Annotated in this window: 20 protein-coding genes; 13 read left to right on the top strand and 7 right to left on the bottom strand. The window is 58.7% G+C overall.

Going from position 1 to position 26,266, the window contains the following annotated elements:
* The first annotated feature begins 203 nt into the window (after window positions 1–203).
* The 8 genes from WD823_RS09625 to WD823_RS09590 all read left to right on the top strand — a co-directional run bounded on the left by WD823_RS09625 (window position 204) and on the right by WD823_RS09590 (window position 8,000).
* Window positions 204–911 carry a winged helix-turn-helix transcriptional regulator gene (locus WD823_RS09625; RefSeq protein WP_368429266.1) on the top strand — a complete coding sequence of 236 codons (708 nt, stop codon included), beginning with the start codon at window positions 204–206 and terminating at the stop codon, window positions 909–911.
* Between the two features lie 193 nt (window positions 912–1,104).
* Window positions 1,105–2,022, top strand: coding sequence for an EamA family transporter (locus WD823_RS09620; RefSeq protein WP_368429265.1), 918 nt, complete (start codon window positions 1,105–1,107; stop codon window positions 2,020–2,022).
* Window positions 2,023–2,082: 60 nt separating this feature from the next.
* Window positions 2,083–3,228: a radical SAM family heme chaperone HemW gene (gene hemW, locus WD823_RS09615; protein ID WP_368429264.1), complete on the top strand. Its 1,146-nt coding sequence runs from the start codon at window positions 2,083–2,085 to the stop codon at window positions 3,226–3,228.
* A 129-nt stretch (window positions 3,229–3,357) separates the two neighbouring features.
* Window positions 3,358–4,200 carry a hypothetical protein gene (locus WD823_RS09610; RefSeq protein ID WP_368429263.1) on the top strand — a complete coding sequence of 281 codons (843 nt, stop codon included), beginning with the start codon at window positions 3,358–3,360 and terminating at the stop codon, window positions 4,198–4,200.
* On the top strand, window positions 4,184–5,038 hold the full coding sequence (locus tag WD823_RS09605) for a CBS domain-containing protein (protein ID WP_368429262.1): 855 nt from the start codon (window positions 4,184–4,186) through the stop codon (window positions 5,036–5,038). Before WD823_RS09610 ends, WD823_RS09605 begins: the two co-directional genes overlap by 17 nt.
* Window positions 5,028–6,335, top strand: a complete 1,308-nt coding sequence (mgtE, locus tag WD823_RS09600) for a magnesium transporter (protein WP_368429261.1) — start codon at window positions 5,028–5,030, stop codon at window positions 6,333–6,335. Before WD823_RS09605 ends, mgtE begins: the two co-directional genes overlap by 11 nt.
* A gap of 12 nt (window positions 6,336–6,347) precedes the next feature.
* The gene (hemJ, locus tag WD823_RS09595) at window positions 6,348–6,767 is read left to right on the top strand and encodes a protoporphyrinogen oxidase HemJ (RefSeq protein ID WP_368429260.1); all 420 of its coding nucleotides are present in this window, start codon (window positions 6,348–6,350) and stop codon (window positions 6,765–6,767) included.
* 159 nt (window positions 6,768–6,926) lie between these two features.
* Entirely contained in the window at window positions 6,927–8,000 is a 1,074-nt protein-coding gene (locus WD823_RS09590; RefSeq protein WP_368429259.1) for a metal-dependent hydrolase, read from the top strand.
* Between the two features lie 75 nt (window positions 8,001–8,075).
* On the opposite strand, the gene WD823_RS09585 is transcribed toward WD823_RS09590, so the two are convergent.
* The gene (locus tag WD823_RS09585; RefSeq protein WP_368429258.1) at window positions 8,076–10,274 is read right to left on the bottom strand and encodes a primosomal protein N'; all 2,199 of its coding nucleotides are present in this window, start codon (window positions 10,272–10,274) and stop codon (window positions 8,076–8,078) included.
* A gap of 501 nt (window positions 10,275–10,775) precedes the next feature.
* On the opposite strand from WD823_RS09585, the gene WD823_RS09580 reads away from it, so the two are divergent.
* Window positions 10,776–11,474: a pirin family protein gene (locus WD823_RS09580; protein ID WP_368429257.1), complete on the top strand. Its 699-nt coding sequence runs from the start codon at window positions 10,776–10,778 to the stop codon at window positions 11,472–11,474.
* Window positions 11,475–11,526: 52 nt separating this feature from the next.
* Window positions 11,527–11,955, top strand: a complete 429-nt coding sequence (locus tag WD823_RS09575) for a DoxX family protein (RefSeq protein WP_368429256.1) — start codon at window positions 11,527–11,529, stop codon at window positions 11,953–11,955.
* 86 nt (window positions 11,956–12,041) lie between these two features.
* Here the strand turns inward: WD823_RS09575 and WD823_RS09570 are convergent, their stop codons facing one another.
* Complete coding sequence (locus WD823_RS09570) at window positions 12,042–14,414, bottom strand: putative bifunctional diguanylate cyclase/phosphodiesterase (RefSeq protein ID WP_368429255.1); 2,373 nt, start codon at window positions 14,412–14,414, stop codon at window positions 12,042–12,044.
* A 406-nt stretch (window positions 14,415–14,820) separates the two neighbouring features.
* On the opposite strand from WD823_RS09570, the gene WD823_RS09565 reads away from it, so the two are divergent.
* The 3 genes from WD823_RS09565 to WD823_RS09555 all read left to right on the top strand — a co-directional run bounded on the left by WD823_RS09565 (window position 14,821) and on the right by WD823_RS09555 (window position 17,630).
* A complete protein-coding gene (locus tag WD823_RS09565) occupies window positions 14,821–15,699 on the top strand; it encodes a fructosamine kinase family protein (protein ID WP_368429254.1) in 879 nt (292 codons plus the stop codon).
* Window positions 15,700–15,960: 261 nt separating this feature from the next.
* Window positions 15,961–16,329: a cytochrome c gene (locus WD823_RS09560; RefSeq protein ID WP_368429253.1), complete on the top strand. Its 369-nt coding sequence runs from the start codon at window positions 15,961–15,963 to the stop codon at window positions 16,327–16,329.
* Window positions 16,330–16,337: 8 nt separating this feature from the next.
* Entirely contained in the window at window positions 16,338–17,630 is a 1,293-nt protein-coding gene (locus WD823_RS09555) for an FCSD flavin-binding domain-containing protein (RefSeq protein WP_368429252.1), read from the top strand.
* Window positions 17,631–17,726: 96 nt separating this feature from the next.
* Here the strand turns inward: WD823_RS09555 and WD823_RS09550 are convergent, their stop codons facing one another.
* The 5 genes from WD823_RS09550 to WD823_RS09530 form a co-directional block, all read right to left on the bottom strand.
* Window positions 17,727–20,411: a molybdopterin-dependent oxidoreductase gene (locus WD823_RS09550; protein ID WP_368429251.1), complete on the bottom strand. Its 2,685-nt coding sequence runs from the start codon at window positions 20,409–20,411 to the stop codon at window positions 17,727–17,729.
* A 181-nt stretch (window positions 20,412–20,592) separates the two neighbouring features.
* Window positions 20,593–20,952, bottom strand: a complete 360-nt coding sequence (gene nirD / locus WD823_RS09545) for a nitrite reductase small subunit NirD (protein WP_368429250.1) — start codon at window positions 20,950–20,952, stop codon at window positions 20,593–20,595.
* Between the two features lie 9 nt (window positions 20,953–20,961).
* Window positions 20,962–23,397, bottom strand: a complete 2,436-nt coding sequence (nirB, locus tag WD823_RS09540) for a nitrite reductase large subunit NirB (protein ID WP_368429249.1) — start codon at window positions 23,395–23,397, stop codon at window positions 20,962–20,964.
* A gap of 31 nt (window positions 23,398–23,428) precedes the next feature.
* Window positions 23,429–25,198 carry an ABC transporter ATP-binding protein gene (locus WD823_RS09535; RefSeq protein ID WP_368429322.1) on the bottom strand — a complete coding sequence of 590 codons (1,770 nt, stop codon included), beginning with the start codon at window positions 25,196–25,198 and terminating at the stop codon, window positions 23,429–23,431.
* A gap of 46 nt (window positions 25,199–25,244) precedes the next feature.
* Entirely contained in the window at window positions 25,245–26,234 is a 990-nt protein-coding gene (locus WD823_RS09530; protein WP_368429248.1) for an ABC transporter permease, read from the bottom strand.
* Between the last annotated feature and the right edge of the window lie 32 nt (window positions 26,235–26,266).

Raw genomic sequence — 26,266 nt, 5'->3', positions numbered from 1 at the left:
AATATTGAAGCAGATGCAACCTAGCATCGGAATGGGAAATTGTGCAGTACAGAATCTGTAGTGGTCTCAACGTCCCAATAACACCTCGATAAGTTACTGGATACACATGCAACCTAGCATTGGACGTAGATACCGTTAAGTACAGAATCTGTAGTGATCACTACATTCCAATATCACCTCGACTCCACTTGGGAAGGTGCAAAATGAAGACTTATGGCCAATTCTGTCCTCTGGCACAAGCTGCTCAATTATTGTGCGAGCGCTGGACCTTAATAATCGTGCGTGAATTACTCGCGGGAAGTACGCGGTTCAATGAGCTGCAAAAAGGTGTCCCCTTGATGTCACCGACATTATTATCTTCGCGTCTTAAACAATTGGTAGAGGCTGGGGTAATAGACCTCTGTGGGAGCAAAGGAAACTATACCTACAGCCTGGCGTCTGCGGGATTAGAGTTACGCCCAGTTATAGAGCTACTTGGCGCATGGGGTCATCGCTGGGCTCGCTCCAATTTAAACAAAGGAGATTTAGATGCTGGCTTATTGATGTGGGATATGCGTCGGAGCGTGGATCCGGCAATTTTTCCAAACCATCGTATCGTTGTAAAGTTTGAATACCCCGATGCACCAAAAGGGGCGCGAGATTGGTGGTTAGTCTCTGAGAAGGGCGAAATTGACTTATGCTTAGATGATCACGGCTATGATGTCGATATTGTGATCAAGTGCTCGTTGAAAACGATGACAGAGATTTGGATTTGCCAACAACGCTTTCGTGACGCAGTAAGAAAAGGTGATATTAAAGTGATGGGCGACCCAAAACTTACCAATAAGCTTCAAGATTGGCTGCGTTCAAGCCCATTGTCAAAGCTCGGCGCTCTAGTTGAATTACCTAAATTGGATTGGAATTCTAGCTGAACATACTGGAATATGTCTCAGCAAAAGTGACCGTACCTAACACCACATAACAATCGCATCCAGCAGACGCCAAAAAGCGGCGCTGCTGATGCTGGGCATTAGGCTTTTTTTAAGTTCTCCTCTGTTTCAATCCAGGCCATGCGGGCAAACACAAGTAAACACACAGGCGGTCCAGAAAAAGTAAAATAACAAAATGGAACACCACGCCGCCTGGCGCTCCAAGGTCATCATCGCCTTCGCCGCGGTGTATATCATCTGGGGCTCGACCTATCTCGCGATCCGCGTGGGCGTACAGCAATTACCCCCTGCATTGTTTGCCGGGGCGCGGTTCGTCGTCGCCGGTATCCTGCTGGCACTGTACGCGCGGCTGAGCGGGCATAAATTTCCAACCCACCTGCGCGAATGGCGCACGATAGTAATCACCGCAATGTTCATGCTGGTCGGGGCGAATGGACTCGTGGTGTGGGGCGAACAATGGGTGCCGTCCAACCAGGCGGCGCTGATCGTCGCGACCGTGGCGCTGTGGCTGGCCGGCTTCGGCACGCTCGGTTCTGCCGGCCAGAAACTGGGGCCGCGCACTGTGCTCGGTTTGACCGTCGGCTTTTTCGGCGTCGCCATGCTGATGCTGCCGGAGCGGGGATTTTCGCTGGAACATTTCGGGGCGCAACTCGCGGTTTTCGCGGCGTGCCCCTTGTGGGCCGCCGGTTCCATGATTGCCAAGCGCGGTCGGCTGACCACAGCACCGCTCATGGTGGCGGCCATGCAGTCACTGTTTGCGGGTCTCGTTTTCTGCGGTATCGGCTTCCCCCTCGGCGAGACCGCGCGCTGGAGCTGGTCGGCGGAGGCCATGGCGGCGCTCGCTTTCCTGATCGTCTTCGGGTCCTGCATTGCCTACGCGGCCTACATCTGGCTGCTGCACGAGGTCAGCCCCGCCGCGCTCGGGACCTATGCCTATATCAATCCGCTCGTTGCCGTGGTGCTCGGCTGGTTGGTGTTGCAGGAAACACTCGGCGGTTATCAGCTGGCCGGCACGGTGGTAATCCTACTCGGCGTAATGCTGGTCAGCATCGCGCGCCCCCAGGCGTTGGCGGCGCCCAGCCAACGTACCTGATTCGTTCTGAAGATGTCGCGCGGTGGTATAATTTGTCGTTCTTCTTCCTCTCACCCGTACATGCAGAACTTCGTCTCACTCCCGCCGTTGTCGCTGTACGTGCACCTGCCCTGGTGCGTGCGCAAGTGCCCGTATTGCGATTTCAATTCGCATGAGGCGCGTGAAAAAATTCCGGAACCGGACTATGTCGCGGCGTTGCTGCGCGATCTGGAGCAGGATCTGCCGCGGGTGTGGGGCCGGCTGGTTTATTCCATTTTTCTCGGTGGCGGGACACCCAGTTTATTCGCACCCGAATCCATCGATAGTCTGCTATCGGGAATTCGCGCGCGCTTGCCGCTGGACCAGAACATCGAAATCACACTCGAGGCCAATCCCGGAACGGTTGAGCTCGAACGCTTCAAGGGATTCCGCCAGGCCGGGATCAACCGCCTGTCCATCGGCATTCAGAGCTTCGATCCGGAAAAGCTGAAGGCGCTGGGTCGGATTCACGGCCGCGAGGAAGCGCTGCGTGCCGCCGCGGCCGCGCACGCGGCGGGTTTTGACAATTTCAATCTCGATCTCATGTTTGGCTTGCCGCAGCAAACCGTCGAAGAGTCGCTTGCCGACATTCGAACGGCAACCGGATTCCATCCCGGTCATCTTTCCGTCTATCAACTCACCCTCGAACCGAACACGCTGTTCCACGCACGCCCGCCCGTGTTGCCGGACGACGACGTCATCTGGGAGATGCAGACCCGATTGCTGGCTGAGCTGGCCGCCGCGGACTACCGCCAATATGAGGTTTCAGCCTATGCCCGGGAAGGGTACGAGTGCCGGCACAATTTGAATTACTGGCAGTTTGGCGACTACCTCGGGATCGGCGCCGGGGCGCACGGCAAAATCACCGATCGCACCGGCATCACGCGACTGTGGAAGGTCAAACAGCCCAACGAGTATCTGCGCACCGCGGGCATGGCCGCGAGTATCGGTGGCGCGCAGAAACTCACGCACGCACAGACCGTAACCGAATTCATGATGAATGCCATGCGCCTCACTCGCGGTATTCCGTCGCGCCTGTTCGCGGAGCGAACCGGCCTGCCGATTTCCGTTGCCACCAAGCCCTTGAAGGAGGCGGAAGACCGGGGGCTCATCACCTGGGACGCGACATCCCTGCGACCGACGGACACCGGCATGAGTTTTCTTAACGACCTCGTAGCGCTTTTTTAACCGTTGTCCGGATGTTGCTTACGCTTGCGCCGTAACGGCGGATCGCTTACCTTGATCGGCACCGACACCATGCGGCCAGGCTTACGATCAAGCGGCTCACGGCCGCCGTCCCCCGCGTGAGGAGCGACGATGGGCCCGAATTCTGATTGGAGCACGGCGCTGGAAAAGGCCTTTACCGGTCTCGCGCAGCGCACGGCCGAAACCCTGCCCAACCTGATCGGGGCATTGTTGTTGCTACTCGTCGGCTGGCTGCTCGCCCGACTCCTGCGCGCGGGGGCGGTGCGCCTGATTCATCTCCTGGATCGCGCCATCCGCCGCCTGTCGTCGCGGAACGCCGACCGGCCCGGCATTCTGTCGGCGTCGGCCGAAGTGCTGGGTAGCATCGTATTCTGGGTCGTGGTCCTGTTTTTCCTCACTGCCGCCACCCAGGTGCTGGGACTCGATGCCTTCCTGGGCTGGCTCAATCGCGTCGTCGATTACCTGCCTATTTTGCTCACCGGCGGTCTGATCGTGCTCGCCGGTTTTCTGTTGAGTGCGCTGGTGCGCGATGTTGTCGCCACCACCGCGCCGGTGGCCGACAGCCAACGCGTGCTGCTGGGCCGCGTCGCGCAACTCGTGATTCTGGTCACGGCCGTGGTGATCGGCGCCGACCAGATCGGCATCAAGGTCACGTTCCTGGTCATCATGGTCACGGTGCTGGCCAGTACCTTGCTCGGCGGGCTGGCGCTGGCGTTAAGCCTCGGTGCGCGCACGTATGTCAGCAATCTGATCGGCGCGCATTATCTGCGGCAGCTATACCGCGCCGGCCAGACCGTGCGCGTGGGACAATTCGAGGGGCGAATCCTGGAGTTCACCGCCACCGCCATCGTGCTCGAAACCGCGGACGGGCGCGTCAACCTGCCAGGCAAAATTTACCACGATGAGCCCATTGTGCTATTGATGGGTGGAAACCAACATGGCACGAACGCGTGAGTTGTCACTGGCGTTCGCCGAGACCCATCCGGGCGATGCGGCGCGGGTGTTGGAGCGTCTGCCGGTGGCCGATGCCGCGGCCTTTCTCGCGTTGCTTCCGGCGCGGCTTGGGGCGCCGGTGCTGCGCCACATGTTGCCGACTGCCGCCGCGCGGTGCCTGGAGCAGCTCGACAACGAAGTCGCCGCCGGCATGATCCGCGATCTGGATGCCCAGACGGGAACCGCAATCTTGCGCTATGTCGGCCTGACGCGCCGCGATCAGCTGGTCACCCAGTTGCCCACGGCCTCGGCGCTCGCTTTCCGCCTGCTGCTCACCTATCCGGAAGACACCGTCGGTGCCTGGATCAACCCGCATTCCCTGGCCGTCACCCCGGACACGCCGGTCGGCGACGTGCTCGAACGGCTGCGGCAATCTTCCGAGTCGCATGAAACATATATTTATATCGTCAACGCCCATCAACGTCTCCTGGGAATGGTGGAGTTGGTAGATCTGCTGCGTGCCAGGCGCGGTATCACTGTGGAACAACTGATGCGGTCGACGCGCCACCACCTGAGCGCGCGCGCGTCGCTCGCGGCGGCGTTCGAAAGCGAAGGCTGGCAAGAATTCCATGCCCTGCCGGTCGTTGAACGGCCGGAGCGCTTCATCGGGGCGCTGGAATACCCGGTACTCTGCCGCGCTCTCAAGCAACCGCTCCCGGGCGAGGCGGCGGCCGCATCTACGGAAGGGCTCGCGTTGCTGGCACGCGCCTATTGGCGCGTGTTCGCGGAATTACTGCAGGCGCTTATCACACTGCTGCCCTCACCGACCACGACCGAGGCGAATCGGCATGCCCGCTGAGGCGCTAGCGGCCATTGACGCCCTGAACCGGCGATTTCTCACCGACTACCCGCGCGAGGCGGCCCGGCACCTGGAAGCACTGCCCACCACGAAAGCGGCTGAAGTGCTCGCCCAGCAACCGGTGTACGTCATCGTGCCAGTCTGGCAGCACCTCTCCCAGGACACGGAGGAACGTCTGCTCGCGGCGGTGTCCGACAAGCTGCGCAGCGCCCTCTTTTCGGAACTCGATCCCGCGTCATCCGCCACGCTGCTGAACCGGATCGATCCGGAAATCCGCGCACAATACATGGCGCCACTCCATCCCGAAATCGCCAAGGAGCTTGACGAGCTCATGCATTACCCGCCGGATTCCGCCGGGCAACTCATGGATCCGCGCGTGATCGCTTTTCGCGCCGACATGGGGGCGCGCGAAGCACTCACGCGACTGCGCCGCAGCAAGGCCCGCGCGTTGCGCGAGATCTACGTGACCGACGAGGAAGGTCGCCTGAGCGGTCGCGTTGAAATGCAGGATCTGGCGCTGGCGGATCCGAACCAGCGGCTCGCGGACATCTCGCGACGCATTGCATCCGCCGTGCAGAATCTCACGCCGCGCGAGGAAGTGGTTGAAATTCTGGAACAATACAAGCTGCCGGTGCTGCCGGTTATCGACGTCAACGGCCGGCTGGTGGGCGTTATCCACCAGGCCGGGCTGCTGACGGCGTTACAGGAGGAAACCAGCCTGGATATCCAGACCATGGTCGGCGCGAGCAAGGACGAGCGCGCGCTGTCCAAGGTACCGTTCGCCGTGATCAAACGCCTGCCTTGGCTGCAGATCAACCTGCTCACGGCCTTTCTCGCCGCCAGCGTGGTCGGGTTGTTTGAGAGCACCATCGCCAAGTTCACGGCACTTGCGGTTTTAATGCCGGTGGTGGCCGGCCAGTCGGGCAATGCCGGCGCGCAGGCGCTGGCCGTGACTATGCGCGGGCTGGCGCTGCGTGAGATCGGCGCGCGTCACTGGATGCGCGTGGTATGGAAGGAGGTGAATGTCGGCCTGTTGAACGGATTGGCCATCGCGCTGACCACGGGGGTGGCGGTATTTTTCTGGAGTCAGTCATTCGGACTTTCGCTGGTGATCGGCATATCGATGGTGTTGTCGATGACTGCCGCCGGATTCTCCGGCGCGATTATCCCCATCGCGCTCACGCGCATGGGCCAGGACCCGGCGCAATCCTCGTCCATCGTGCTCACGACCGTGACCGACGTCGTGGGATTTCTCTCTTTTCTCGGGATCGCCACGCTGCTGGCGCAGATGTTATAAACGACCCATAACATGCTCTGGGTCAAGTCACTGCATATCATTTTTCTCGTTACCTGGTTTGCCGGGCTGTTCTATTTACCGCGTCTGTTTGTGTATCACAGCATGGCTGCCGCCAGCGACCGCGAAGGCATCGAGCGCTTCAAGGTGATGGAGCGCAAACTCTTCTTCGGCATCATGACGCCCGGTGGCGTATTGACGATCTTGTTCGGCGTGTGGCTGTGGCTCGGTTACGGATTTTCCGGAACGTGGCTTGACATCAAGCTGGCGCTGGTGTTCGCACTCATTGCTTACCATATCTACTGCGGCAAGTTGCTGATCGATTTCAAATACGACCGCAACCGCCACGGTCATGTTTATTACCGCTGGGTCAATGAAATGCCCACAATAATCCTCATCGCCATCGTGATTCTGACCGTGGTCAAGCCGTTTTGATTGCTTGACAAACATTATTGATTTTTCACCTTGATGGCGCTTACCTTGCTTGAAATTCCATCGCCGTACCAAATATATGAAAGGCGAGGCGGCGGGTGGACTGATTTGGCCTGATAACCGGTGCTAAACTAGCTTCCTACAGAGCGTTCCAAATCCTTTATGGATACTTTAACCCATGCCCTTTCCGGCGCCTTGCTGGCGCGCGCGACGGAACCGAAAAATCCGCGGCCGGATCAGCTGCCGCGGCGTATGCGCATGTGGGTCGGTTTCTGGGCCGCGGCGTTTCCGGACAGCGATTTCATTACACGTTTAATCGATCCCTTGACCTATCTCACCATGCACCGCGGCATCACGCACTCCGTGATCCTGTTGCCGCTGTGGGCGCTCGGACTGTCGCTGCTGTTCATGCTGCTGGTGCGCGGAAAATATTCCTGGCGCGCCTTCGCGGGCGTGGCGGCACTGGGTATCGGCATTCATATCCTGGGCGACGTGTTCACGGCTTTCGGCACGATGATCTTCGCGCCGTTCTCCACCTGGCGGGCGCAGATACCGACGACCTTCATCATTGATCCGTATTTCACGATGATTATCGTGGCCGGGCTCGTCGCGGCGGTTATTTGGAATCTGACGCGCATGCCCGCGATCATCGGCCTGGCTGTGCTCGCCACCTACGTGGGTTTCCAGGGCATCCAGCACCAGCGCGCCGTCGCGGTAGGCGAGGCTTACGCCGCCCGGCATCAGCTCGAAGACACTGCCGTCGAAGCCATTCCCCAACCCTTTTCACCGTTCCACTGGATGATCGTCATTCCCGGGAAAAATGTTTATCACATGAGTTACGTGAGTCTCTGGCGCGATGACATTCCGGATTTCCCCCCTGAAGACGCGAATTGGCTATGGCAGGTATACGCCTCGTATTATCCCCCGCGCGAGGCGTTGTGGACGCGTGTTCCGCGCTTCGGTTCCACTGGCGAGTCGTCGCTGGCGGAACAGGTTTGGTACTCGCAGGCCCTCGCGGCCTACCGGCAATTTGCCCTGTACCCAGCGCTGTATCGCGTGGATCGCGCCAAGGACGATCTGTGTGTCTGGTTTAACGATTTGCGTTTTGCCCTGGCGGGAAGCAACATGCCGTTTCGCTATGGCGCTTGCCGGAAAAGTGCCGAGGACGTGTGGCGGGTTTACCGCTTGTTCAACGACAACGACGGCCGGGAAATCCTTGACGCCATTCCGCATTAACCAAGCTTAAATTGCGAAGCGCGCTCACCTCAGGGAGTTTCCCGTCTTCCGGTTCCGTGGATAGGCCGCCGTGAATCAGTACAGATCCACCGGATCGACATCGAGCGACCAGCGCGCCTTGCTGCTGAACTTGGCTTCCGCAAGCTGTACCACCCACCGGCGGAGAAACGCCTGCAGCGGCGTACGGTCGCGCGACTGTATCAGCAATTGAGCGCGATAGCGTCCGGCAAGCCGTTCCAAGGGCGCTGGCAACGATTCCATGATTTGCACCCCCTCGCCGGGCGACAGACTTACCGCGAGCCCGCGCGCCTCACGTAAAAATCTGAGCGCCGCCCCGGGCACGGGGGATTCCGCGCGCAGCAGGGCAAGATGGCTATAGGGCGGATAACCGGTTTCGCGGCGCTCGCCGAGCGCAAACTCGGCGAATCCGTGAAAGTCATGGCGCTGCAAGGCGGCAAACAGCGAGTGGGCCGGATGCCAGGTCTGCAGCAACACCTCGCCCGGCTTGTCGGCCCGCCCGGCACGTCCGCTGACTTGCAGAATGAGCTGAAATAACCGTTCGCTGGCGCGGAAATCCATGCCGTACAACCCCTGATCGGCATTCAGGACGCCGACCAGCGTGACGTTGGGAAAATCATGTCCCTTGGAAAGCATTTGGGTCCCCACCAGGATATCGACCTGTCCGGCATGGATGCGCCGCAGTTTCTCCTCGAGCGTGCCCTTGCGCAGGGTGGTGTCGCGATCGATGCGTTCAATGCGCGCCCGGGGGAAGAACTTTTCCAGCGCCCCTTCCACACGCTCCGTGCCTTCACCGAGCGGGTGGAGATTTGTCCCATGGCAATCCGGGCAGCTCAGGGAAACTTCCTGTTCCGCCCCGCAATGGTGACAGAGCAATTTCTGCCTTTTACGGTGCAGTGTCAGCTGCGCATCGCACCGCCGGCATGGCGCGACCCAGCCGCAGTCATAACACATCCATACCGGGGCAAACCCGCGGCGGTTCAAAAACAAAATAGTCTGCTCGCGCTTTTCCAACCGGGCCGCGATGGCCTCGCGCAGTGGTAGCGACAACCCGTCCGTGGGTTTCAGCCGGCGCATATCGCACAACCGCACGTGCGGCATCCCGGCGCCGCCGGTGCGGTCCGGCAAATCGAGCAGCGTATAAGTACCCGCGCGCGCGTTCTTGAGGCTTTCCAACGACGGTGTGGCCGAACCCAGCACGATGGGTATTTTTTCCCGTGACGCGCGCATCACCGCCACATCACGCGCCGAATAGCGCAACCCGTCCTGTTGCTTGTAGGAGGTATCGTGTTCCTCGTCCACGACGATGAGTCCGGGTTTATTCAGCGGTGTAAATACGGCGGAACGCGTCCCGATCACTATCGATGCCTTGCCACCGATCGCCGCAATCCAGGCATTCAACCGCTCCTGATTGTTGAGCCCGGAATGCAACACGGCAATCGGTGCCTGGAATCGCCGCTGAAATCGCTCCACCAATTGTGGCGTGAGGCCGATTTCCGGCACCAGCACTAAAACCTGTTTTCCTTGTGACAGCACTTGCTCGATCACGTTGAGATATACCTCGGTCTTGCCGCTGGCGGTAACGCCATGCAGCAAAAACGGATGAAAATGACCGAGCCGCGCCGCGATGGCTGCCACCGCGGATTTTTGCCCCGGGTTGAGTTCCGGCGATGGCAGAATGTTGCGCGGAGAAACGCGTGGTGTATCGTGTGGGTGACTGCTTACCCACCCCTTGGCACGCATTACCTTGAGCGTTGCTGACCAGCGAAGCGAAATCTCCATGAGCTGTTTCGCCACAAGTCCGTCCGGGGCGGCTGCCAAGGCGTCCAGCAGGCGTTTCTGCGCCGGCGCGCGGTGACTCATTTCCTGTCTGACCCCTCTTCCAGCTTCTGTCAGACTCCAAGCCATTTCTCCCTTGAAGGCAACCGGCCGACCTTGACGCAGGTACACCGGTAATGCCGTGTGGATAACTTCCCCCAGGGGATGGTGATAGTAATCGGCGACCCACTGAAGCAGCATCAATAACGTGGGTGGAATCAAGGGCGCTTCATCCAGAATCCGCATAACTTGTTTCAGCCGGTTACGCGGCAATTCACTGTGTTCCAGCGTTCCTACCACCACCCCGACCATTTCGCGCCGACCGAATTGCACTCGCACGCGCGTTCCTGCCACCAATGATGCCGAAGCAAAATAATCAAAGACACGGTACAAAGGGGTAGGCACGGCTACTTGATATATGCGTGTTGCTGCCAACATGGAGCGACTCTATCTCAGAGCCAGTATGGGTGGAAATCCTCGTACCATGAGGCGCAGAGCGTGAAACACTGCGCTCCACGTTCACAGGCTTGTCATGATTTCACGCTAACCACTTGTATCTTAATGGGGCAATCATTACTCACAGGATCTGTTGATAACAATGTGGATGAAATAGGGTATGACATTTTGACGCAGGGTAATTCCAGCGATTTTGTTAGATTGTCTAAAAAATAATCTGGATAGTTATTGAAAATAAAACAATGACATATATTAAATGACCCGTATTTCCTCAAGGGGTCTTTCCTGCCGCGAAAACCCAATTTCTACATACTTTCTATCTGTGCATAAAGTAACCAGCTGAGTTGTGATTTTCAACCCGCACCGCTGCTCATTATCTGCCTATTTATAAGCAAGCGCCGGCTAGGCAATGCCAGGAATAATGCTTTAGGATGGGGCGAACCACGGAAATCGCTTACCGTACTGAGCGTTTATGAAACGGACATGATCAGCCTGCGCCGGGCCGCGGACCGTGGGCATTTCAATTACGGCTGGCTGGACACCCGCCACACATTTTCTTTTGCGGATTACCAGGATCCGGATCAAATGGGTTATTCCGTCCTGCGCGTGATCAATGAGGATATCGTTTCAGCGGGGAAAGGATTCGCCACGCATGGACATCGTGATATGGAAATCATTACTTACATACAGGAAGGCGCGCTGGAACATAAAGACAGCCTTGGAAACGGCTCGATCATCCGGCCGGGTGATGTGCAGCGTATGACCGCTGGCAGCGGTATTACCCACAGTGAATCCAATCCCTCGAAAACCGAACCGGTGCACCTCTTGCAAATATGGATATTACCGGACAGCAAGGGCTTGACGTCGGGGTACGATCAGAAAACATTCTCACCGCGTGAATGGCGCGGGGCCTGGCGGGCCGTTGTGACGCCTGACGGCCGTGAGAACACGGTCAAAATTCACCAGAATGCCTACATGTACGTTACCGAATTGCAAGCAGGTGAATCCGCCACGCACCATTTGCATCCGACCCGAAAGGCCTATCTGCATCTCGCCCGCGGGCGGGCGAAAGTAAACGGTGAAATCATGTCAGCGGGGGATGGCGCGCGGATCAATGAAGCGCCGCAAATACACATGACTCCTTTAGATAACACCGAAGCCTTGTTGTTTGACCTGCCATGATAACGGGACTAACTTAACGCAATTATTTTGTCACCTAGCCAGGAGATAGAACATGAAACAGCTATGCAAATGGGCGCAACAGTACGGACCGCTGATTGGACGGCTCCTGATGGCAAATATTTTTCTCGTTTCCGGTTTCAATAAATTAACCGGCTTCGCCGGGACGGCGGGCTATATGGCCGCTACCATGTCGAGCGTGGACCCCACTCTGATCAAGCTGATGCTGGTGGCGACCATCATCATCGAGTTGGGCGGCGGCCTGATGATACTGCTCGGTTGGCAAGCGCGTTGGGGGGCCACGGCTCTGTTACTGTGGATGATACCGGTAACTTACATCTTCCATGCCTACTGGGGCCTCCCGCCGGAACAGATGATGCCGCAATTCATCAATTTCCAGAAAAACATGGCGATGATGGGTGGGATGCTCTACATCATCGCGTACGGATCCGGACCTTACAGTCTTGCCAGGGAAAACTGTTAACCAGACCCGGTTGACGACAAACCAGTATTTTCCCGGAGAAAATCAGGGAGAGTAGTCTTTACCGAGGAGTGAGGACGGGAGGCTGGCTAATTCCGCAGCCGGACCAGCTTGGGCTTATGTTCGCCATACCCCCAGGCAGACTGCTTCAGCCACACGGACAGCTCATCCGACGACAGCGGCCGGCTGATGAAATTACCCTGAGCGGTGTCGCAGCCAAGCTCGGTCAGGCGCTTGAGGGTTTCTTCGTTTTCGACACCCTCGGCGATGACCTCGAGTTTGAGGTTGTGAGCCAGATCAATGCTGGTGCGCACAATCGCGGCGTCGTTTTCATCGCGCACCATGCCGATGACAAACGATTTATCGATCTTGATGGCATGAACCGGTAACTTCTTGAGATACGAGAGCGATGAATAGCCGGTGCCAAAATCATCAATGGCCAGTTTCAATCCCGTGGCGGAAAGGCGCGTAAGCACATGGAGCGCGCGCTCCGGCTCGGTCATCACCGCGCTTTCAGTAATCTCGAGCTCCAGCCACTTGGTGGCAACCTGAAGCGCGGCCAATTGCTCGGCGAAAGTCTCGGCCAGATAGGGTTCCTGCAGATCTCGTACCGACAGATTCATCGAAATCGTGATTGGCACCCCCTGTCGTTGCAGTATTTGCCCCTGTCGCAGGGCTTCGTTCAGCACCCACGGCGTGAGGTTCCGAATCATTCCGGTTTGCTCCAGCAGCGGGATGAAGATATCCGGCAGCATCAGATCCTCACGCGGGTGATTCCAGCGCACCAAGGCTTCCACTCCCGTTACCCGGGAAGTCCGAAGGTTCACCTTCGGCTGATAGTAAAGTTCGAACTGCTCCTGTTCCACGGCATGACGCAACTCGCCCAGCAGTGTCAGGCGCGTCGGGTTGTGCTGATCTTGTTTACTGTCATAGAAGGCATATCCGCTGTTTGCCTGCTTCGCGGCATACATGGCCACGTCCGATCGCTGAATGAGGATGTTGGAATCCACGCCGTGATCGGGATATAGCGAGATGCCGATGCTCGCGCCGACATCCAGGGTATGTTCGTCGATGCGGAACGGCATGCGTAATGACTGCAGCAACATTCGTGCGGCCATGGTTGCGTGTTTGTCGGTCACCGCCGGTAACAGTATGGCAAATTCATCACCGCCCATTCGCGCGACCGTGTCGATATCGCGCAGCTTGCTCCGGAGGCGCGCGGCAACCTGCTGCAGCAGCATGTCGCCGGTCTGGTGGCCCAGGGTGTCGTTGATGTCCTTGAAACGGTCGATATCCATCAAAAACAAGGCGAAGGATTTGTAGTCGCGCCTGGCATCTTCAATTGCTTGCTGTAATTTTTTCTGGAACAACATCCGGTTTGGAAGCTTTGTCAGGGGATCGGTGAAGGCAAGACTTTCCAGACTTTCATAAAGCTCTTTCATTCTGGCAGACATGTCATTGAATGCCGCGCCGAGTTCGGCGACTTGCTGGTTGCCGTGTAACACCACATGCTCGCCGAGCCGGCTTTTGTCCGATCGGACCTTGCGCATGTGGGCAATCAGTGTCATCAAAGGCTTGGCGGTGGTCTTATCCAGTACCAGCCAAGTCAGCAGAATGAAAAACAGCGTGATGAAAACAGCGACCCATGCCATTGTGTTCTGCGTGCTTGACATTCTGGCGCTGAACGAGCGAATGTCGTGGCTAACAGCTATGGTGAGCAACGTCCGGGCAGGAGCGAGCAACACGAACGATTGTTCCGTTACCAGAAAATCCTTTCCATTCACCTCATGGGGCCAGTTGGCGGAGCGATGGAGCAGAGATCCGTCGGCGAACGTAAGCCGAATGGGTAAATTTAAGACAGCTTCGGGCCCGACCAGTTTTGGCATCATGTCCATGGCCACAAAAATATATCCCGACGAGGAACCTGTCGCGAAAGGGTGGATGAGGAGATGATAAATATTTTTATTTCCCAAACAGATGCCCGACACAGGTTTCTGCCGGTCTTTGACTTGGGCTTTCGTTGCCTGGGTACGCAGGCTTGAGCAGGCAGGTTGATCGAGAAGACTGTCGGGGATCCCCTTGGTGGAAGACGCCACCTTGCCCATGTTTTTATCCAATACCTGAAGCTGAGCAAGTCGGGTACGCCCGGAAACACTGCCGGGCCGGTCGAAGATAATATCGAGGTGACGCGACATTGTCGCGGGTTTGCGATTTTCCAGCGCCGCCACCAGACCCGGTGCGGAACTGATATAAATGGCGAGCCGTTGCGACTCGGCGTCAAATTCCCGGCGCAGGTCGCTTAACCTCGCCCGTAAATGCTCGGCAAACGCCTCGCGCTGATTTTCAAGAATAAAATCACGGTAAGCGTCACTGCCGGACAAAAAGAAAAAAACACCTACCATCCCGATTAACGTCAGGGCGGCAATATGACTGGTACGAATGGAAATCCGGTTCAGGTGCATTGTTGCTCTAAATTGCCAATTTCTCCGCCATGGGGTTGCGCGCGGACCCATTAACTTTCGTATGTGTTTTCCTTCCATGGGGTACTCATCACCTTCGGACCGGTTACACTCCCTGAAACTGGTCTATTTTTCCGTTTGTCGTTAGCAAGTTGCAGGATAAAATGTGCAAATCTGATGCCATAAACGTGATTTACCGACCGCATAATAATCAGTCACTTAGGTGACCTATCCCCTGAAGCCTTGCGCAATAACGCGCGATATCATTGGGTAGCGTAGAAAATTCGTCAGATTCGCCCATTTTTTCGGTTCAAGATCCGCTGAATAAAGGAAAACCGTTCCCGGATGATTTCTCGTCTTCGAAATCGGTTCTACAGTAACCCGCATTGAACAAGGAACGCGGATAGACATGGATTCGGTCTGGTTAACGATTGCGCAGCATATTTCGAATACCACGGGCAATCCTTTTGTAGCCCGCTCAGCGCAAGCCGCCAGCGGTGGGTGCATCAACAATTCCTCGGTTCTGCAAGACAACGACCGACGTTACTTCATCAAGTTAAACCAACCCGCGCGTGTGGCCATGTTCGAGGCGGAAGCGGCAGGCCTTAACGAGATCGCACTCACACGTACGGTGCGTGTCCCCGAAGCCATATGCTGGGGGACGGCCAACGGCCATGCTTACCTGGCACTCGAATATCTTGATTTAGGTGGGGTGGACTTCCGAAGCCAGGAGCGCCTCGGACAGCAACTCGCCCGGATGCATCGATTCACGCATGAAAAATACGGTTGGCGACTTGATAATACCATTGGTTCCACTCCGCAAATTAATACACACTCATCCGAGTGGATGCCGTTTTGGCGGGATCATCGCCTCGGCTATCAACTCAAGCTCGCGGCGCGAAGCGGTCGCGATCTTCTTAAGAAAGGCGAGCGTCTATTGGCGGACCTGGGGGCATTTTTCCAAAACTACCGGCCTGCGCCTTCGCTACTGCACGGAGACCTTTGGAGCGGTAATGTCGGTGTCGCGCGACAACAGCCGGTCATTTTCGATCCCGCGGTTTACTACGGCGATCGCGAGACGGATGTGGCCATGACCGAACTGTTCGGCGGGTTCTCAGGGCGTTTTTACCAGGCCTACCGGGAGACCTGGCCGCTCGACGACGGCTATCCCGTGCGGAAAACACTCTACAATCTTTACCACATCCTGAATCACTTCAATCTTTTTGGCGGAGGTTACGGGTCACAGGCAGAACACATGATGGATTCACTTCTGAGCGAACTGCGCTGAACACCGCCTGGCGGGTTGTGACTCGTTTGATTCCCGGTATCTTGCCAAGCCCGTTTGAAAGGAGTTAGATAATTGCCGGAAGTTCGTTCAGCCAGTGCAAGATTTTCGAGTAACCTGGAAAATGGGATTTTGTGTGTCGCATAAATTTCCTCACAAAGCGACGTACCACCGAATTTTCATCAATATAATGAAGCGTTAACCGGGAATAATTCGCTGTTGCAACATCCGCCATCCAATACCTGCAACTGTTAGGAGTAACGCATGAAAATAAAAAATAATCAGACCCGGTGGTTTTCAGGTGTGGTTGCCACCGTGCTGTTATCCAGTGTCATTTTGTATGGAGCCGAAGCGCAAACACCCGTTCCCGGCGCCGAACCTGCAGCCGAGCCGCCCAGCCCCGCCGCCGTCGCGAACATGGTGAACAACTGCTTTTCCTGTCACGGACCCGATGGCCGCAGTCCCGGAACCATTCCCAGCTTCAGCAGCATGAATGCGAAACAAATCGCTCTCGCGCTCAAGGAATTCAAAACCGGCGCGCGGTTCGCCACGGTCATGACGCGCCACACCAAAGGCTATTCCGATGCGGAACTCGAGGCGATTGCAAACTACATCGGTGCCAATCTGAAATAAGGAAAAACATGAAAAATATTACCCGGAGAGCATTCCTGAAAATCGCCGGTGCGGCATCCGCGACCGGCGTCCTGGGCTATTCCGCAATGGCCCGCGCCGCGGGAACCAACAAAGGCTCCGCCCGGGTCATCGTGGTCGGCGGCGGGTTCGGCGGCGCCACCTGTGCCCGTTATTTGCGGCGTCTGGATCAAGGCATCGCCGTGACACTGATTGAACCAAGCGTCAAATTCATTACCTGTCCATTCAGCAATCTCGTGCTGGGCGGGTTGCGTACCATGGACTCCATTACCCATGACTACAATGCCTTAAAACAGATACATGGAGTGAACATGATCCACGACACGGTGGATCGCATCGATCCGGTCGGTAAAAAATTGACGCTCAAGGGCGGTAAAACATTAACCTACGATAGCCTGGTGGTATCGCCGGGCATTGATTTCAACTGGGCTGCCATTGAGGGTTACAGCGAAAAAGCGGCGCAAGTGATGCCGCATGCGTGGAAGGCCGGCCCGCAGACGGTGCTGCTTCGGAACCAACTCAAGGCCATGAAAAACGGCGGCAAGGTCATAATCGTATCGCCGCCCAATCCATTCCGCTGCCCGCCCGGGCCGTATGAGCGCGCGAGCATGATTGCGCATTATCTCAAGCAACATAAACCCAGATCCAAGATCGTTATCCTCGACGCCAAGGATAAATTTTCAAAACAGCCCTTGTTTCAGGATGGATGGAAGAAGCTTTATCCCGGGATGATTGAATGGGTGTCCGGTGCAAAAGGCGGGACAACCCAGGGGGTCGATGTCAAGAAAATGCTGGTGGACGCCGACCTTGTCAAACACAAGGCGGACGTGGTGAACCTCATTCCTCACCAGACCGCGGGAAAAATCGCCGTCAAAACGGGGCTGGTCGATAAAACAGGCTGGTGCCCGGTCGATCCCAAGACCTTCGAGTCCAAGCTTCACGCCGGTATTCACGTTATCGGCGACTCCGCGATCGCCGGCGCGCTCCCCAAGTCGGGGTTTGCCGCCAGCAGCGAAGCCAAGATGTGCGCGGCGGCCATCATCGCTTTGTTCAATGGTGAAACCCCGCCGGAAAATTCTTTCGTTAACACCTGCTACAGCCTGATCGCGCCGAGATACGGAATTTCCGTCGCGGGCGTGTACCGGAACACGGAAAAAGGCATAACGGAGATCGAAGGCGCGGGAGGCGTGAGCCCGAGAGAGGCGCCGGATTCGTTCCGCGAGGATGAAGCCAAATACACGTTCGGGTGGTATGAGAGCATTGTTGCGGACATATGGGGCTGACCCCATGCCGTTATCAATATGCCCAGCTACCGAACGGTTGCTCCCCCATTGAATTGGCCCGAGACAAAACGAAATATCGATGCGACTGCCAAATTTTCAGGCGCTCTTCCTTGCATAACGCTCTCCGAGCAGCATCTTGAGTTCCGGAACACATGAACCGCAATTTGTTCCGGCTTTGAGACAGGTGCCGATCTCAGCAATCGTTGAAAGTTTTTGGGTCTGGATCGCTCCGACGATGGACTTCTCGCCAACCCCGAAGCAGGCACAGATCGTGCGCCCGGTCTCCTCCTGTCCGCGCGGCGGACGTCCGGCTAGCAGGTGCGCTCGATCACTGATCGCAAGTTCCTTGTGCAAAAACAGGCTTGCGAGCCATTCACGCTCCACCGCCACCGGCGCGGGTGCGGCGAAAAAGCAGGCCTCGAGTCGGCCGTCCTTGAGACAAGCCGCGCGGTAACGTCCTGCTGCCGCGTCGAAATAATCCAGCCATTCGTGCTGCACCGACGCCGCGAGCAGCGCCTGCGCCCAAGCCTGCCATGCTTCCGGGGCGCGTTCGCCGGCGAGTTCATAACGAACGAATTCGCTTCCGATCATGCATGTGTGGAAGGCCACCGCGCGGGTGTCCAGCTCGCGGCGCGAGAGTGCAAGGCCGTACCAAGCCGGTCGGTACAGAGTCACACGCACCGGCGTATGCTTGAACTCGGGCTGGCCGGACACCGGATCGACCGCCGGATTGACCACGGCGTCGACAAGCCCGTGCGAAGCGAACTGACCGTTCCAATGCATCGGCACGAACACGCTGCCGCCAAGCTGATCGCGGCTCGCGCGCGCGCGGACGATCGCCTCGCCCCAGCGGCTGGCAACCCGGATGAGATCGCCCTGGCGTACGCCGAGCTTGTCGGCGTCCAGCGGATGCAGTTCGCCGTAGGGCTCGGGCGTGTGCTGCGATAGCCGCGGCGACTTGCCCGTGCGCGTCATCGTATGCCAGTGATCGCGCACCCGTCCGGTGTTGAGCACGTATGGAAAATCATCGTCCACGGCGTGACATGGCGCGCGTGGTTTGAGTGCCACGAATCGCGCCTTGCCGCCGGGCGTGAAGAATTTTCCATCGCCGAAAAAACGCGCGCGGCCGACACCCGAGGCATCCGGGAATGGCCACTGCACGGGCGCAAAAGTGGCGTATTCGTCGTCGCTCATTTTACTCATTCCGCCGATGTCGAAATCGCGCGTGCCTTCGTTTTCGAATCCCGACAGCGCAGCATGTTCACGGAACACGTCGGCAGCGCTGCGGTAATTGAAAGCCGCGCCGAAGCCGAGTCGGCACGCCACCTGGCTCACAATCCACCAGTCGGGCTTCGCGTCACCGGGACGAGGAAGAAACGCGCGCTGCCGCGAGATGCATCGCTCGGAGTTGGTCGCGGTGCCGTCCTTCTCGCCCCAGGCCAGCGCCGGCAACAGGACCTGCGCGTATTGCGTGGTATCCGTGGCGCGCACACAATCCGACACTACAACGAAATCGCATTTTGAAAGCGCGCGCCTGACCTGCCCGGCATCCGGCAGGCTCACCGCCGGATTGGTCGCCATGATCCACATTGCCTTGATTTGTCCCGCCTCAACGGCGCGGAACAGGTCCACCGCCTTCAATCCCGGGCGCGCCGCGATCGCGGGTGAACCCCAGAAACGTCGTACCCGCTCGCGGTCCTGTGACGACTCCAGATCCATATGCGCCACCAGCTGGTTGGCGAGCGCGCCGACCTCGCGCCCGCCCATGGCGTTGGGCTGGCCGGTGATCGAGAACGGTCCCATCCCGGGACGGCCGATGCGCCCGGTCGCCAGATGGCAATTGATGATGCTGTTGACCTTATCGGTGCCGCTCGAGGACTGGTTCACGCCCTGCGAGTACATCGTGACCGTTTTCTCGGTGCGTGCAAACAGGTGGAAGAAATTTGCCACGTCATTGTCCGGGAGACCGCAGGCTTGCGCCACGGCCGGGATCGTGGGTGACGCGGAGCGCGCCGCGGCCAGCGCCGTGCTGTATCCCTGGGTGTGATGTTCGAGAAACGTGTGATCGACAAAACCGTTTTGAAACAAGTACACCAGCAATCCGTTCCACAACCAGACATCGGTGCCGGGCGCGATGGCTAGATGCAGATCGGCGATATCGGCGCTGGCGGTGCGGCGCGGATCGATCAATACCACCTTCATCTTCGGATTGGATTCCCGGGCGCGCGCGATGCGCTGGTATAGCACCGGATGACACCACGCGGCGTTCGACCCGGCCAGGATCACGAGCTCAGCGAGTTCCAGGTCCTCGTAACAACCCGGCACCGTGTCGCTGCCGAAAGCGCGTTTATGCCCGGCAACGCTTGAGGCCATGCACAGGCGCGAGTTGGTGTCGATATTGGCGCTGCCGAGAAAACCCTTCATCAACTTATTCGCGACGTAATAGTCCTCCGTGAGCAACTGGCCCGAAACGTAGAACGCCACCGAATCTGGACCGTATTGCGCGATGGTTTCGCGAAATTTCTCCGCCACCAGATCGAGCGCCTCGTCCCAGCCGGCGCTGCGCCCGTGAATCTCGGGATGCAGCAGACGGCCGTCAAGCGAAACCGTATCGCCAAGCGCCGCGCCCTTGGAGCACAGCCGCCCGTGGTTCGCCGGATGCGCGGGATCGCCATTGATGATCACACCGCCGTCGGGATTCGGCTCGGCCAGCACACCACAGCCCACGCCACAGTAAGGACAGGTGGTCTGGACGATGGTAGAGATTTCCGATCTGGCCATGCCGGTTATTCCGGATAGGTGCTCAGCGTGCGAGCGCTGGTAGGCTGTTGAAAAACAGCCTACCAGGCGCCGCAGGGATGTGTCGCATCATTTTTCAAACACGTAAGTGTTTGAAAAATGGAGCGAGCCACGGACATGCGCCGCGGCGAAGCGAGTTGAAAAAGGCCATGGATGGCCTGTTTCAACAAATGGCTAAATAAACCATGTCACCTTCGATACGCACCGGAAAACAGGCGGTTTGGCCCTCGTCCGGCGCGATGGCCGCGCCGCTATCGAGCGCGACACTCCAGTTGTGCAACGGACAGGCGACTTTGTGTCCGTAGACTATCCCTTGCGACAGCGGCCCACCCTGATGCGGACATCGGTCGCGCAATGCGAATACGCGGTCATCGACGGTCCGGAATAGAGCGATTTCGCCCGCGGCGGTGTGAATCACCCGTGCGCCGGCACGCGGGATTTCGTCCAACCGGCCCGCGACTACCCATCCGGACGCACCAGCGGCCGACAGGGGAATTATTTTTTCTGCTGCTTTGCCGCTCATGATGCCTTCTCACACCGCCGCCTTTAGCGGCGTGAATTCATGTTGCGCGATTTTTCCGGTCGCGCGTTCGGCCCACGGGTCTTTCTGTGCGTGCTGCTGCGATTCGAGAAAACGCCGGTACAGCGCCTTTCTGCCGTCGCCGTCCTCCACGATGCGTTGCTTGACGTAGCTTAAGCCCACGCGCTCGATCCACGGCGCGGTACGCTCGAGATAGCGCGCCTCCTCGCGGTAGAGCTGCAGGTAGGCGCCGCAATACTCCTTCACATCGGCGTCGGTGTGCACCTTGCACAGCAGGTCGGTGGCGCGCACCTTCACGCCGCCGTTGCCGCCGACGTGCAGTTCCCAGCCCGAATCCACACCCACCACGCCGAAATCCTTGATCGTGGCCTCGGCGCAGTTGCGCGGACAACCGGAGACCCCAAGCTTGGTCTTGTGCGGCGTCCACGTGCCCCAAGTCATTTTCTCGAGTGCGATGCCCAGGCCGGTCGAGTCCTGCACGCCGAAGCGGCACCACTCGGAACCCACGCAGGTCTTCACCGTGCGCAGCGCCTTGCCGTAGGCGTGACCGGAGACGAAACCGGCGCGGCTGAGGTCGGCCCACACCGCGGGTAGCTTTTCCTTCTTCACGCCCAGCAGGTCGATGCGCTGACCGCCGGTGAGCTTGACCGTGGGGATGGCGAATTTTTCGGCCACTTCGGCGATCGCGCGCAGCTCAGACGGTGTGGTGACGCCCCCCCAAATGCGCGGCACGACCGAATAGGTACCGTCCTTCTGAATGTTGGCGTGGGCGCGTTCGTTGATAAAGCGCGACTGTGCGTCATCGGCGTACTGCCCCGGCCACGCGCACAGCAGGTAATAGTTGAGCGCCGGCCGACAGCTCGGGCAACCATCGGGTGTGCGCCACTGACAATGTTCCATAACCGCGCGCATTGTTTTGAGACTATTGGCAGTGATCGCCGCGCGCACCTGATCGTGGGTGTGATCGGTGCACCGGCACAGCGGCTTCTCCTTCGGCGTCTGCGAGTAGTTGCTGCCGAGGGTCGTTGCGAGGAGTTGCTCGACCAAGCCGGTGCAGGAGCCGCAGGAACTCGAGGCCTTGGTGTGGGCGCGCACTTCCTCGAGCGTGAACAGACCCTTGGCACTGATGGCGCGCGTGATCTCGCCCTTGCACACGCCGTTACAACCGCAGATTTCGGTCGCGTCGTTCATGGCCGCGACATTGCGCCCGCCGTGCCCGGCATCGCCCAGATGAGCGGGCCCGAACAGCAACGCGTCGCGGATGTCAGCGATGGGGGTGCCGTCGCGCATGAGATCGAAGTACCAGGCGCCGTCGAGGGTTTCGCCGTACAACACCGCGCCCTGCACACGGTTGTCCTTGAGCACGATCTTCTTGTATACCCCGCGGCCCGGGTCCTTGAGCACGATTTCCTCACAACCCTCGCCGCCGAGATAATTGCCGGCGGAGAACAGATCGATGCCGGTGACCTTGAGCTTGGTCGAGGTGACCGAACCGCCGTAGCGTGCGTAGCCGATCGCGGCCAGATGATTGGCGCATACCCGCGCCTGTTCGAACAGCGGTGCCACTAAACCGTAATTTTTACCACGATGGCATACGCACTCGCCCACGGCATAGACACGCGGATCGAAAGTTTGCAGCGTGTCAGACACGACAATGCCATGCTCGCAGTAAATGCCTGCCAATCGGGCGAGCTCGAAGTTGGGACGAATCCCCACCGCCATCACCACCAAATCAGCCGTAATTTCGGTATCGTCGGCCAGCCGCACACCCTTGACGCGCTGATTGCCGATGATTTCCATGGTCTTCGCCTCAAGGAAGAATCGGATGCCACGGGATTCGAGCGATTGCTTGAGCATGTTACCGGCCGTGTCGTCAAGCTGCCGCTCCATCAGGGTTGGGCCAAGATGAATCACGCTCACGTTCATGCCCTGTTTGAGCAGGCCGTTCGCCGCCTCAAGGCCAAGCAATCCACCACCGATCACCACGGCATGCCTGAAGAGTTTCGCGGCGGTGAGCATCGCATCCACATCGGCCAGGTCGCGAAACGTAACGACGCCCCGCAGATCCTTCCCCGGAACCGGCAGAATAAACGGATCAGACCCGGTTGCGACCAAGAGCCGGTCGTACCGCGCCATCGTTCCATCCGTGGCCGTCACCGTACGCTCACGTCGATCGATGCACTCGATTTTCTTGCCCCGGTGCAGCGAGATTCCGTGCTCGGCATACCAGGCCTCGCCGTTCAGCACGATATCGTCGGGCTGCTTCTCGCCGGCCAGCACCGGTGAGAGCAGGATGCGATTGTAGTTAACGTGCGGCTCGGCACCGAAGACGGTGATGGCGTATTTGTCCGGCGCGAGTTTGAGCAACTCCTCGACCGTGCGCATGCCGGCCATGCCATTGCCAACAACCACCAGTTTTTCTGTCATCGTAATTCTCCGTTGTGCCGGGTCGCTGCGCTCAAAGATGATCGCACTCGGCCAGGAAGCTGAGCAGCTGTTCTCGCAATCCGTAGTAGTCCGCATGCTCGAGCAGCATCTTGCGCGTGCGCGGACGCGGCAGATCGATCTCGAGAATCTTGCCCACCTTGGCGCCAGAGGGGGGAGCCGCCCTTAGGGCTTTGCCCGGGGCGGCGGGGGGATGCATCCCTCCTGTTTGACTTCCGTTGGTCATCATCACCACGCGATCCGCCAGCAGAATCGCCTCGTCCACATCATGGGTGACAATGAGGGCCGTCACCTCGGTGCGCGCCCACACCTCCATCAGCACTTCCTGCAGGTCCCAGCGCGTCAGCGAATCCAGCATGCCGAACGGTTCGTCGAGCAGCAGCAACTTGGGCGAGAGCGCGAACGCGCGGGCGATGCCGACGCGCTGCTTCATGCCGTTGGAAAGCTCGGAGGCTTTTTTTTCCCGCGCGTCGGCAAGTCCGACGCGGTTGAGATAGTGACCGATAATATCGTTGCGCTCTTTGGGAGTGGCGTGGGGAAACACCTGTTCCACACCGAGACCGACATTGTCATAAGCGCTGAGCCAGGGCACGAGACTGGGCGCCTGGAACACGATGCCGCGGTCAGGACCGGCGGCGTTGACTTCGCGGCCGTCGAGAATGATGCCGCCTTCGCTGGCATCGTTGAGGCCGGCGGCCATGGACAGCACCGTCGACTTGCCGCAGCCGGAGTGGCCAATGATGGAGACAAACTCGCCCTTGCGGATCTTGAGATCGAAGCCATCGACGACTTTGACCGGACCCTGGCGGCCCGGATAAATCTTCGAGACCTGCGAAAACTCGACGTAGCGTTCCAGATTCGGAGTGGCTATGTTGCGTTGCTTTTGGCCCTTGGCCTCCTGATGCTCACGGGACGTGTTGGGCAAAACCGCAGGCAGGCTGATAACCTTATCCCGCACCGTGGAAATTCGTTCGGAGCCGACCTGCATCAGATACTGGGTCACCTCGCGGCGAATACGCTTGAATTCCGGTGAATGATTGATCGCCGTGCGGTCGCGCGGACGCGGTAAGGTAACGGGGAACTCCGGTCCCAGCGTCGCATTCGGTCCCGGTCTCAGCGGGATGATGCGGTCCGCCATGACGATGCCTTCATCCACGTCGTTGGTAATGAGCACGACGGTTTTCTGCTCCTGGCTCCAGATGCGGATGATCTCGTCCTGCAGCTTGGCGCGGGTGAGCGCATCCAAGGCACTCAGAGGTTCGTCGAGCAGCAAAATGTCCGGCGACGCCGCCAGCGCGCGCGCGACCGATACCCGTTGACGCATGCCGCCGGAAAGCTCGGCCGGGCGCTTGTCCATGGCGGGGCTAAGATTCACCATCTGCACGTATTTCTCGACCCGCGCCCGGCGCTCCGCCCTAGGGGCGTTTTTGAACACCTGATCGACCGCGAGCGCGACGTTCTGGCGCACGTTCATCCACGGCATCAGCGAATAGCTCTGGAACACCACGCCGCGGTCCGGTCCCGGCCCGTCAATGGGTTTGCCGTTGCGAAGCACCTCGCCTTCATCGGCCTGCAACAGGCCCGCCATGAGTGAAACCAACGTCGTCTTGCCGCTGCCGGAGAAGCCGACGATGGCGACGAATTCGCCCTCTTTGATCTGTAGGTTGATGTCCTTTAATACCTCGGTGCGCTGTGCGCCCGTCCCGTAGGACTTGCTTATACCTTTGAGGTCCAAACAGATGGTCGCGGCGGCGGGCGGGGTGGCGATCGCGGCGTTGTCCATGATCTTGAGTTGCGGTGTAGACAAATCGAAGTCCTCTCTATTCGCGCTAGGTTGAACGCTGACCAAAGCTGGCCAGTTGCTGCAGCGTTTGCATGATCCGGTCGAGCAGGAAACCGACGAAGCCGATGGTGAAAACGGCCACCATGATGCGTCCCAGCGACTGCGAACTGCCGTTCTGGAATTCGTCCCAGACGAATTTTCCGAGACCCGGGTTCTGGGCCAGCATTTCGGCGGCGATCAGCACCATCCAGCCGACGCCGAGCGACAGCCGCATGCCCGTGAAGATCAGTTTGAGCGATGAAGGAATGACGATTTTCATCACCTGGGTGCTCGTTGACAGCCGCAGCACCTTGGAAACATTGAGCAAGTCCTTGTCGATCGACGCCACACCCACCGCGGTGTTGATCAGCGTGGGCCACAGCGAGCACAGCGTCACGGTGATCGCCGAGATGACGAAGGATTTCTGGAACAGGGGATCGGCGCTGACGTAAACGGCGCTGACCACGAGCGTGACGATCGGCAGCCAGGCCAGTGGCGACACCGGCCGGAAAATCTGGATCAGCGGGTTGAGCGCCGATTGCACCGTCCGGCTCAAGCCGCAGAATATCCCCAGCGGCACGGCGACGAGCGTTGCTATCGTGAATCCGGCAAACACCGTGTAGAGGCTGGTGAAGACCTGGTCGAGGTAGGTCGGTTTGCCGGTGTAAGGCAGCGGTTTGAATGCCTGTCCGGGATTTTGCGCCAGGAATTCCGTCCTGCGCGCCTCCTGGCGTTTGTTGAATGCGGCCTCGCGTTCACGTTCCGCAAGACCCTCCTGGTACAGGTTGCCGGCCTGTTCCCAAACGCCCGCCGGGCCCGGAAGCGCGCCGAGCGACGTCTGGACACCGCTCGCCCCGACGTGCCAGAGGATGAGAAAACCAATGACGCCGAGCAACGGCGGCGAAATGCTGCGAATGATAGCCACCAGCTTCGATTTGCCGTCGACACCCGGCTGCACCAGCGCGCTCAGGCGCTGCCGTGCGATTTGTGCTGTCATGCTCATAGTCACCTCGTTGACGTGAATCGGGC

The organism is Sulfuricaulis sp. (assembly GCF_040901545.1).
Classification (GTDB): domain Bacteria; phylum Pseudomonadota; class Gammaproteobacteria; order Acidiferrobacterales; family Sulfurifustaceae; genus Sulfuricaulis.
This window is presented reverse-complemented; position numbering and strand designations above follow the sequence as displayed.

Excerpts from the sequence above, each read along its gene's own strand:
- WD823_RS09575 (WP_368429256.1), top strand. The coding sequence starts at position 11,527 with ATGAAACAGCTATGCAAATGGGCGCAACAGTACGGACCGCTGATTGGA.
- hemW (WP_368429264.1), top strand. The coding sequence starts at position 2,083 with ATGCAGAACTTCGTCTCACTCCCGCCGTTGTCGCTGTACGTGCACCTG.
- WD823_RS09530 (WP_368429248.1), bottom strand. The coding sequence starts at position 26,234 with ATGACAGCACAAATCGCACGGCAGCGCCTGAGCGCGCTGGTGCAGCCG.
- WD823_RS09560 (WP_368429253.1), top strand. The coding sequence starts at position 15,961 with ATGAAAATAAAAAATAATCAGACCCGGTGGTTTTCAGGTGTGGTTGCC.
- WD823_RS09585 (WP_368429258.1), bottom strand. The coding sequence starts at position 10,274 with ATGTTGGCAGCAACACGCATATATCAAGTAGCCGTGCCTACCCCTTTG.
- WD823_RS09625 (WP_368429266.1), top strand. The coding sequence starts at position 204 with ATGAAGACTTATGGCCAATTCTGTCCTCTGGCACAAGCTGCTCAATTA.
- WD823_RS09620 (WP_368429265.1), top strand. The coding sequence starts at position 1,105 with ATGGAACACCACGCCGCCTGGCGCTCCAAGGTCATCATCGCCTTCGCC.
- WD823_RS09580 (WP_368429257.1), top strand. The coding sequence starts at position 10,776 with ATGATCAGCCTGCGCCGGGCCGCGGACCGTGGGCATTTCAATTACGGC.
- WD823_RS09605 (WP_368429262.1), top strand. The coding sequence starts at position 4,184 with ATGGCACGAACGCGTGAGTTGTCACTGGCGTTCGCCGAGACCCATCCG.
- nirD (WP_368429250.1), bottom strand. The coding sequence starts at position 20,952 with ATGAGCGGCAAAGCAGCAGAAAAAATAATTCCCCTGTCGGCCGCTGGT.
- mgtE (WP_368429261.1), top strand. The coding sequence starts at position 5,028 with ATGCCCGCTGAGGCGCTAGCGGCCATTGACGCCCTGAACCGGCGATTT.
- WD823_RS09565 (WP_368429254.1), top strand. The coding sequence starts at position 14,821 with ATGGATTCGGTCTGGTTAACGATTGCGCAGCATATTTCGAATACCACG.
- WD823_RS09610 (WP_368429263.1), top strand. The coding sequence starts at position 3,358 with ATGGGCCCGAATTCTGATTGGAGCACGGCGCTGGAAAAGGCCTTTACC.
- WD823_RS09535 (WP_368429322.1), bottom strand. The coding sequence starts at position 25,198 with ATGGACAACGCCGCGATCGCCACCCCGCCCGCCGCCGCGACCATCTGT.
- WD823_RS09550 (WP_368429251.1), bottom strand. The coding sequence starts at position 20,411 with ATGGCCAGATCGGAAATCTCTACCATCGTCCAGACCACCTGTCCTTAC.
- WD823_RS09590 (WP_368429259.1), top strand. The coding sequence starts at position 6,927 with ATGGATACTTTAACCCATGCCCTTTCCGGCGCCTTGCTGGCGCGCGCG.
- hemJ (WP_368429260.1), top strand. The coding sequence starts at position 6,348 with ATGCTCTGGGTCAAGTCACTGCATATCATTTTTCTCGTTACCTGGTTT.
- WD823_RS09555 (WP_368429252.1), top strand. The coding sequence starts at position 16,338 with ATGAAAAATATTACCCGGAGAGCATTCCTGAAAATCGCCGGTGCGGCA.
- nirB (WP_368429249.1), bottom strand. The coding sequence starts at position 23,397 with ATGACAGAAAAACTGGTGGTTGTTGGCAATGGCATGGCCGGCATGCGC.
- WD823_RS09570 (WP_368429255.1), bottom strand. The coding sequence starts at position 14,414 with ATGCACCTGAACCGGATTTCCATTCGTACCAGTCATATTGCCGCCCTG.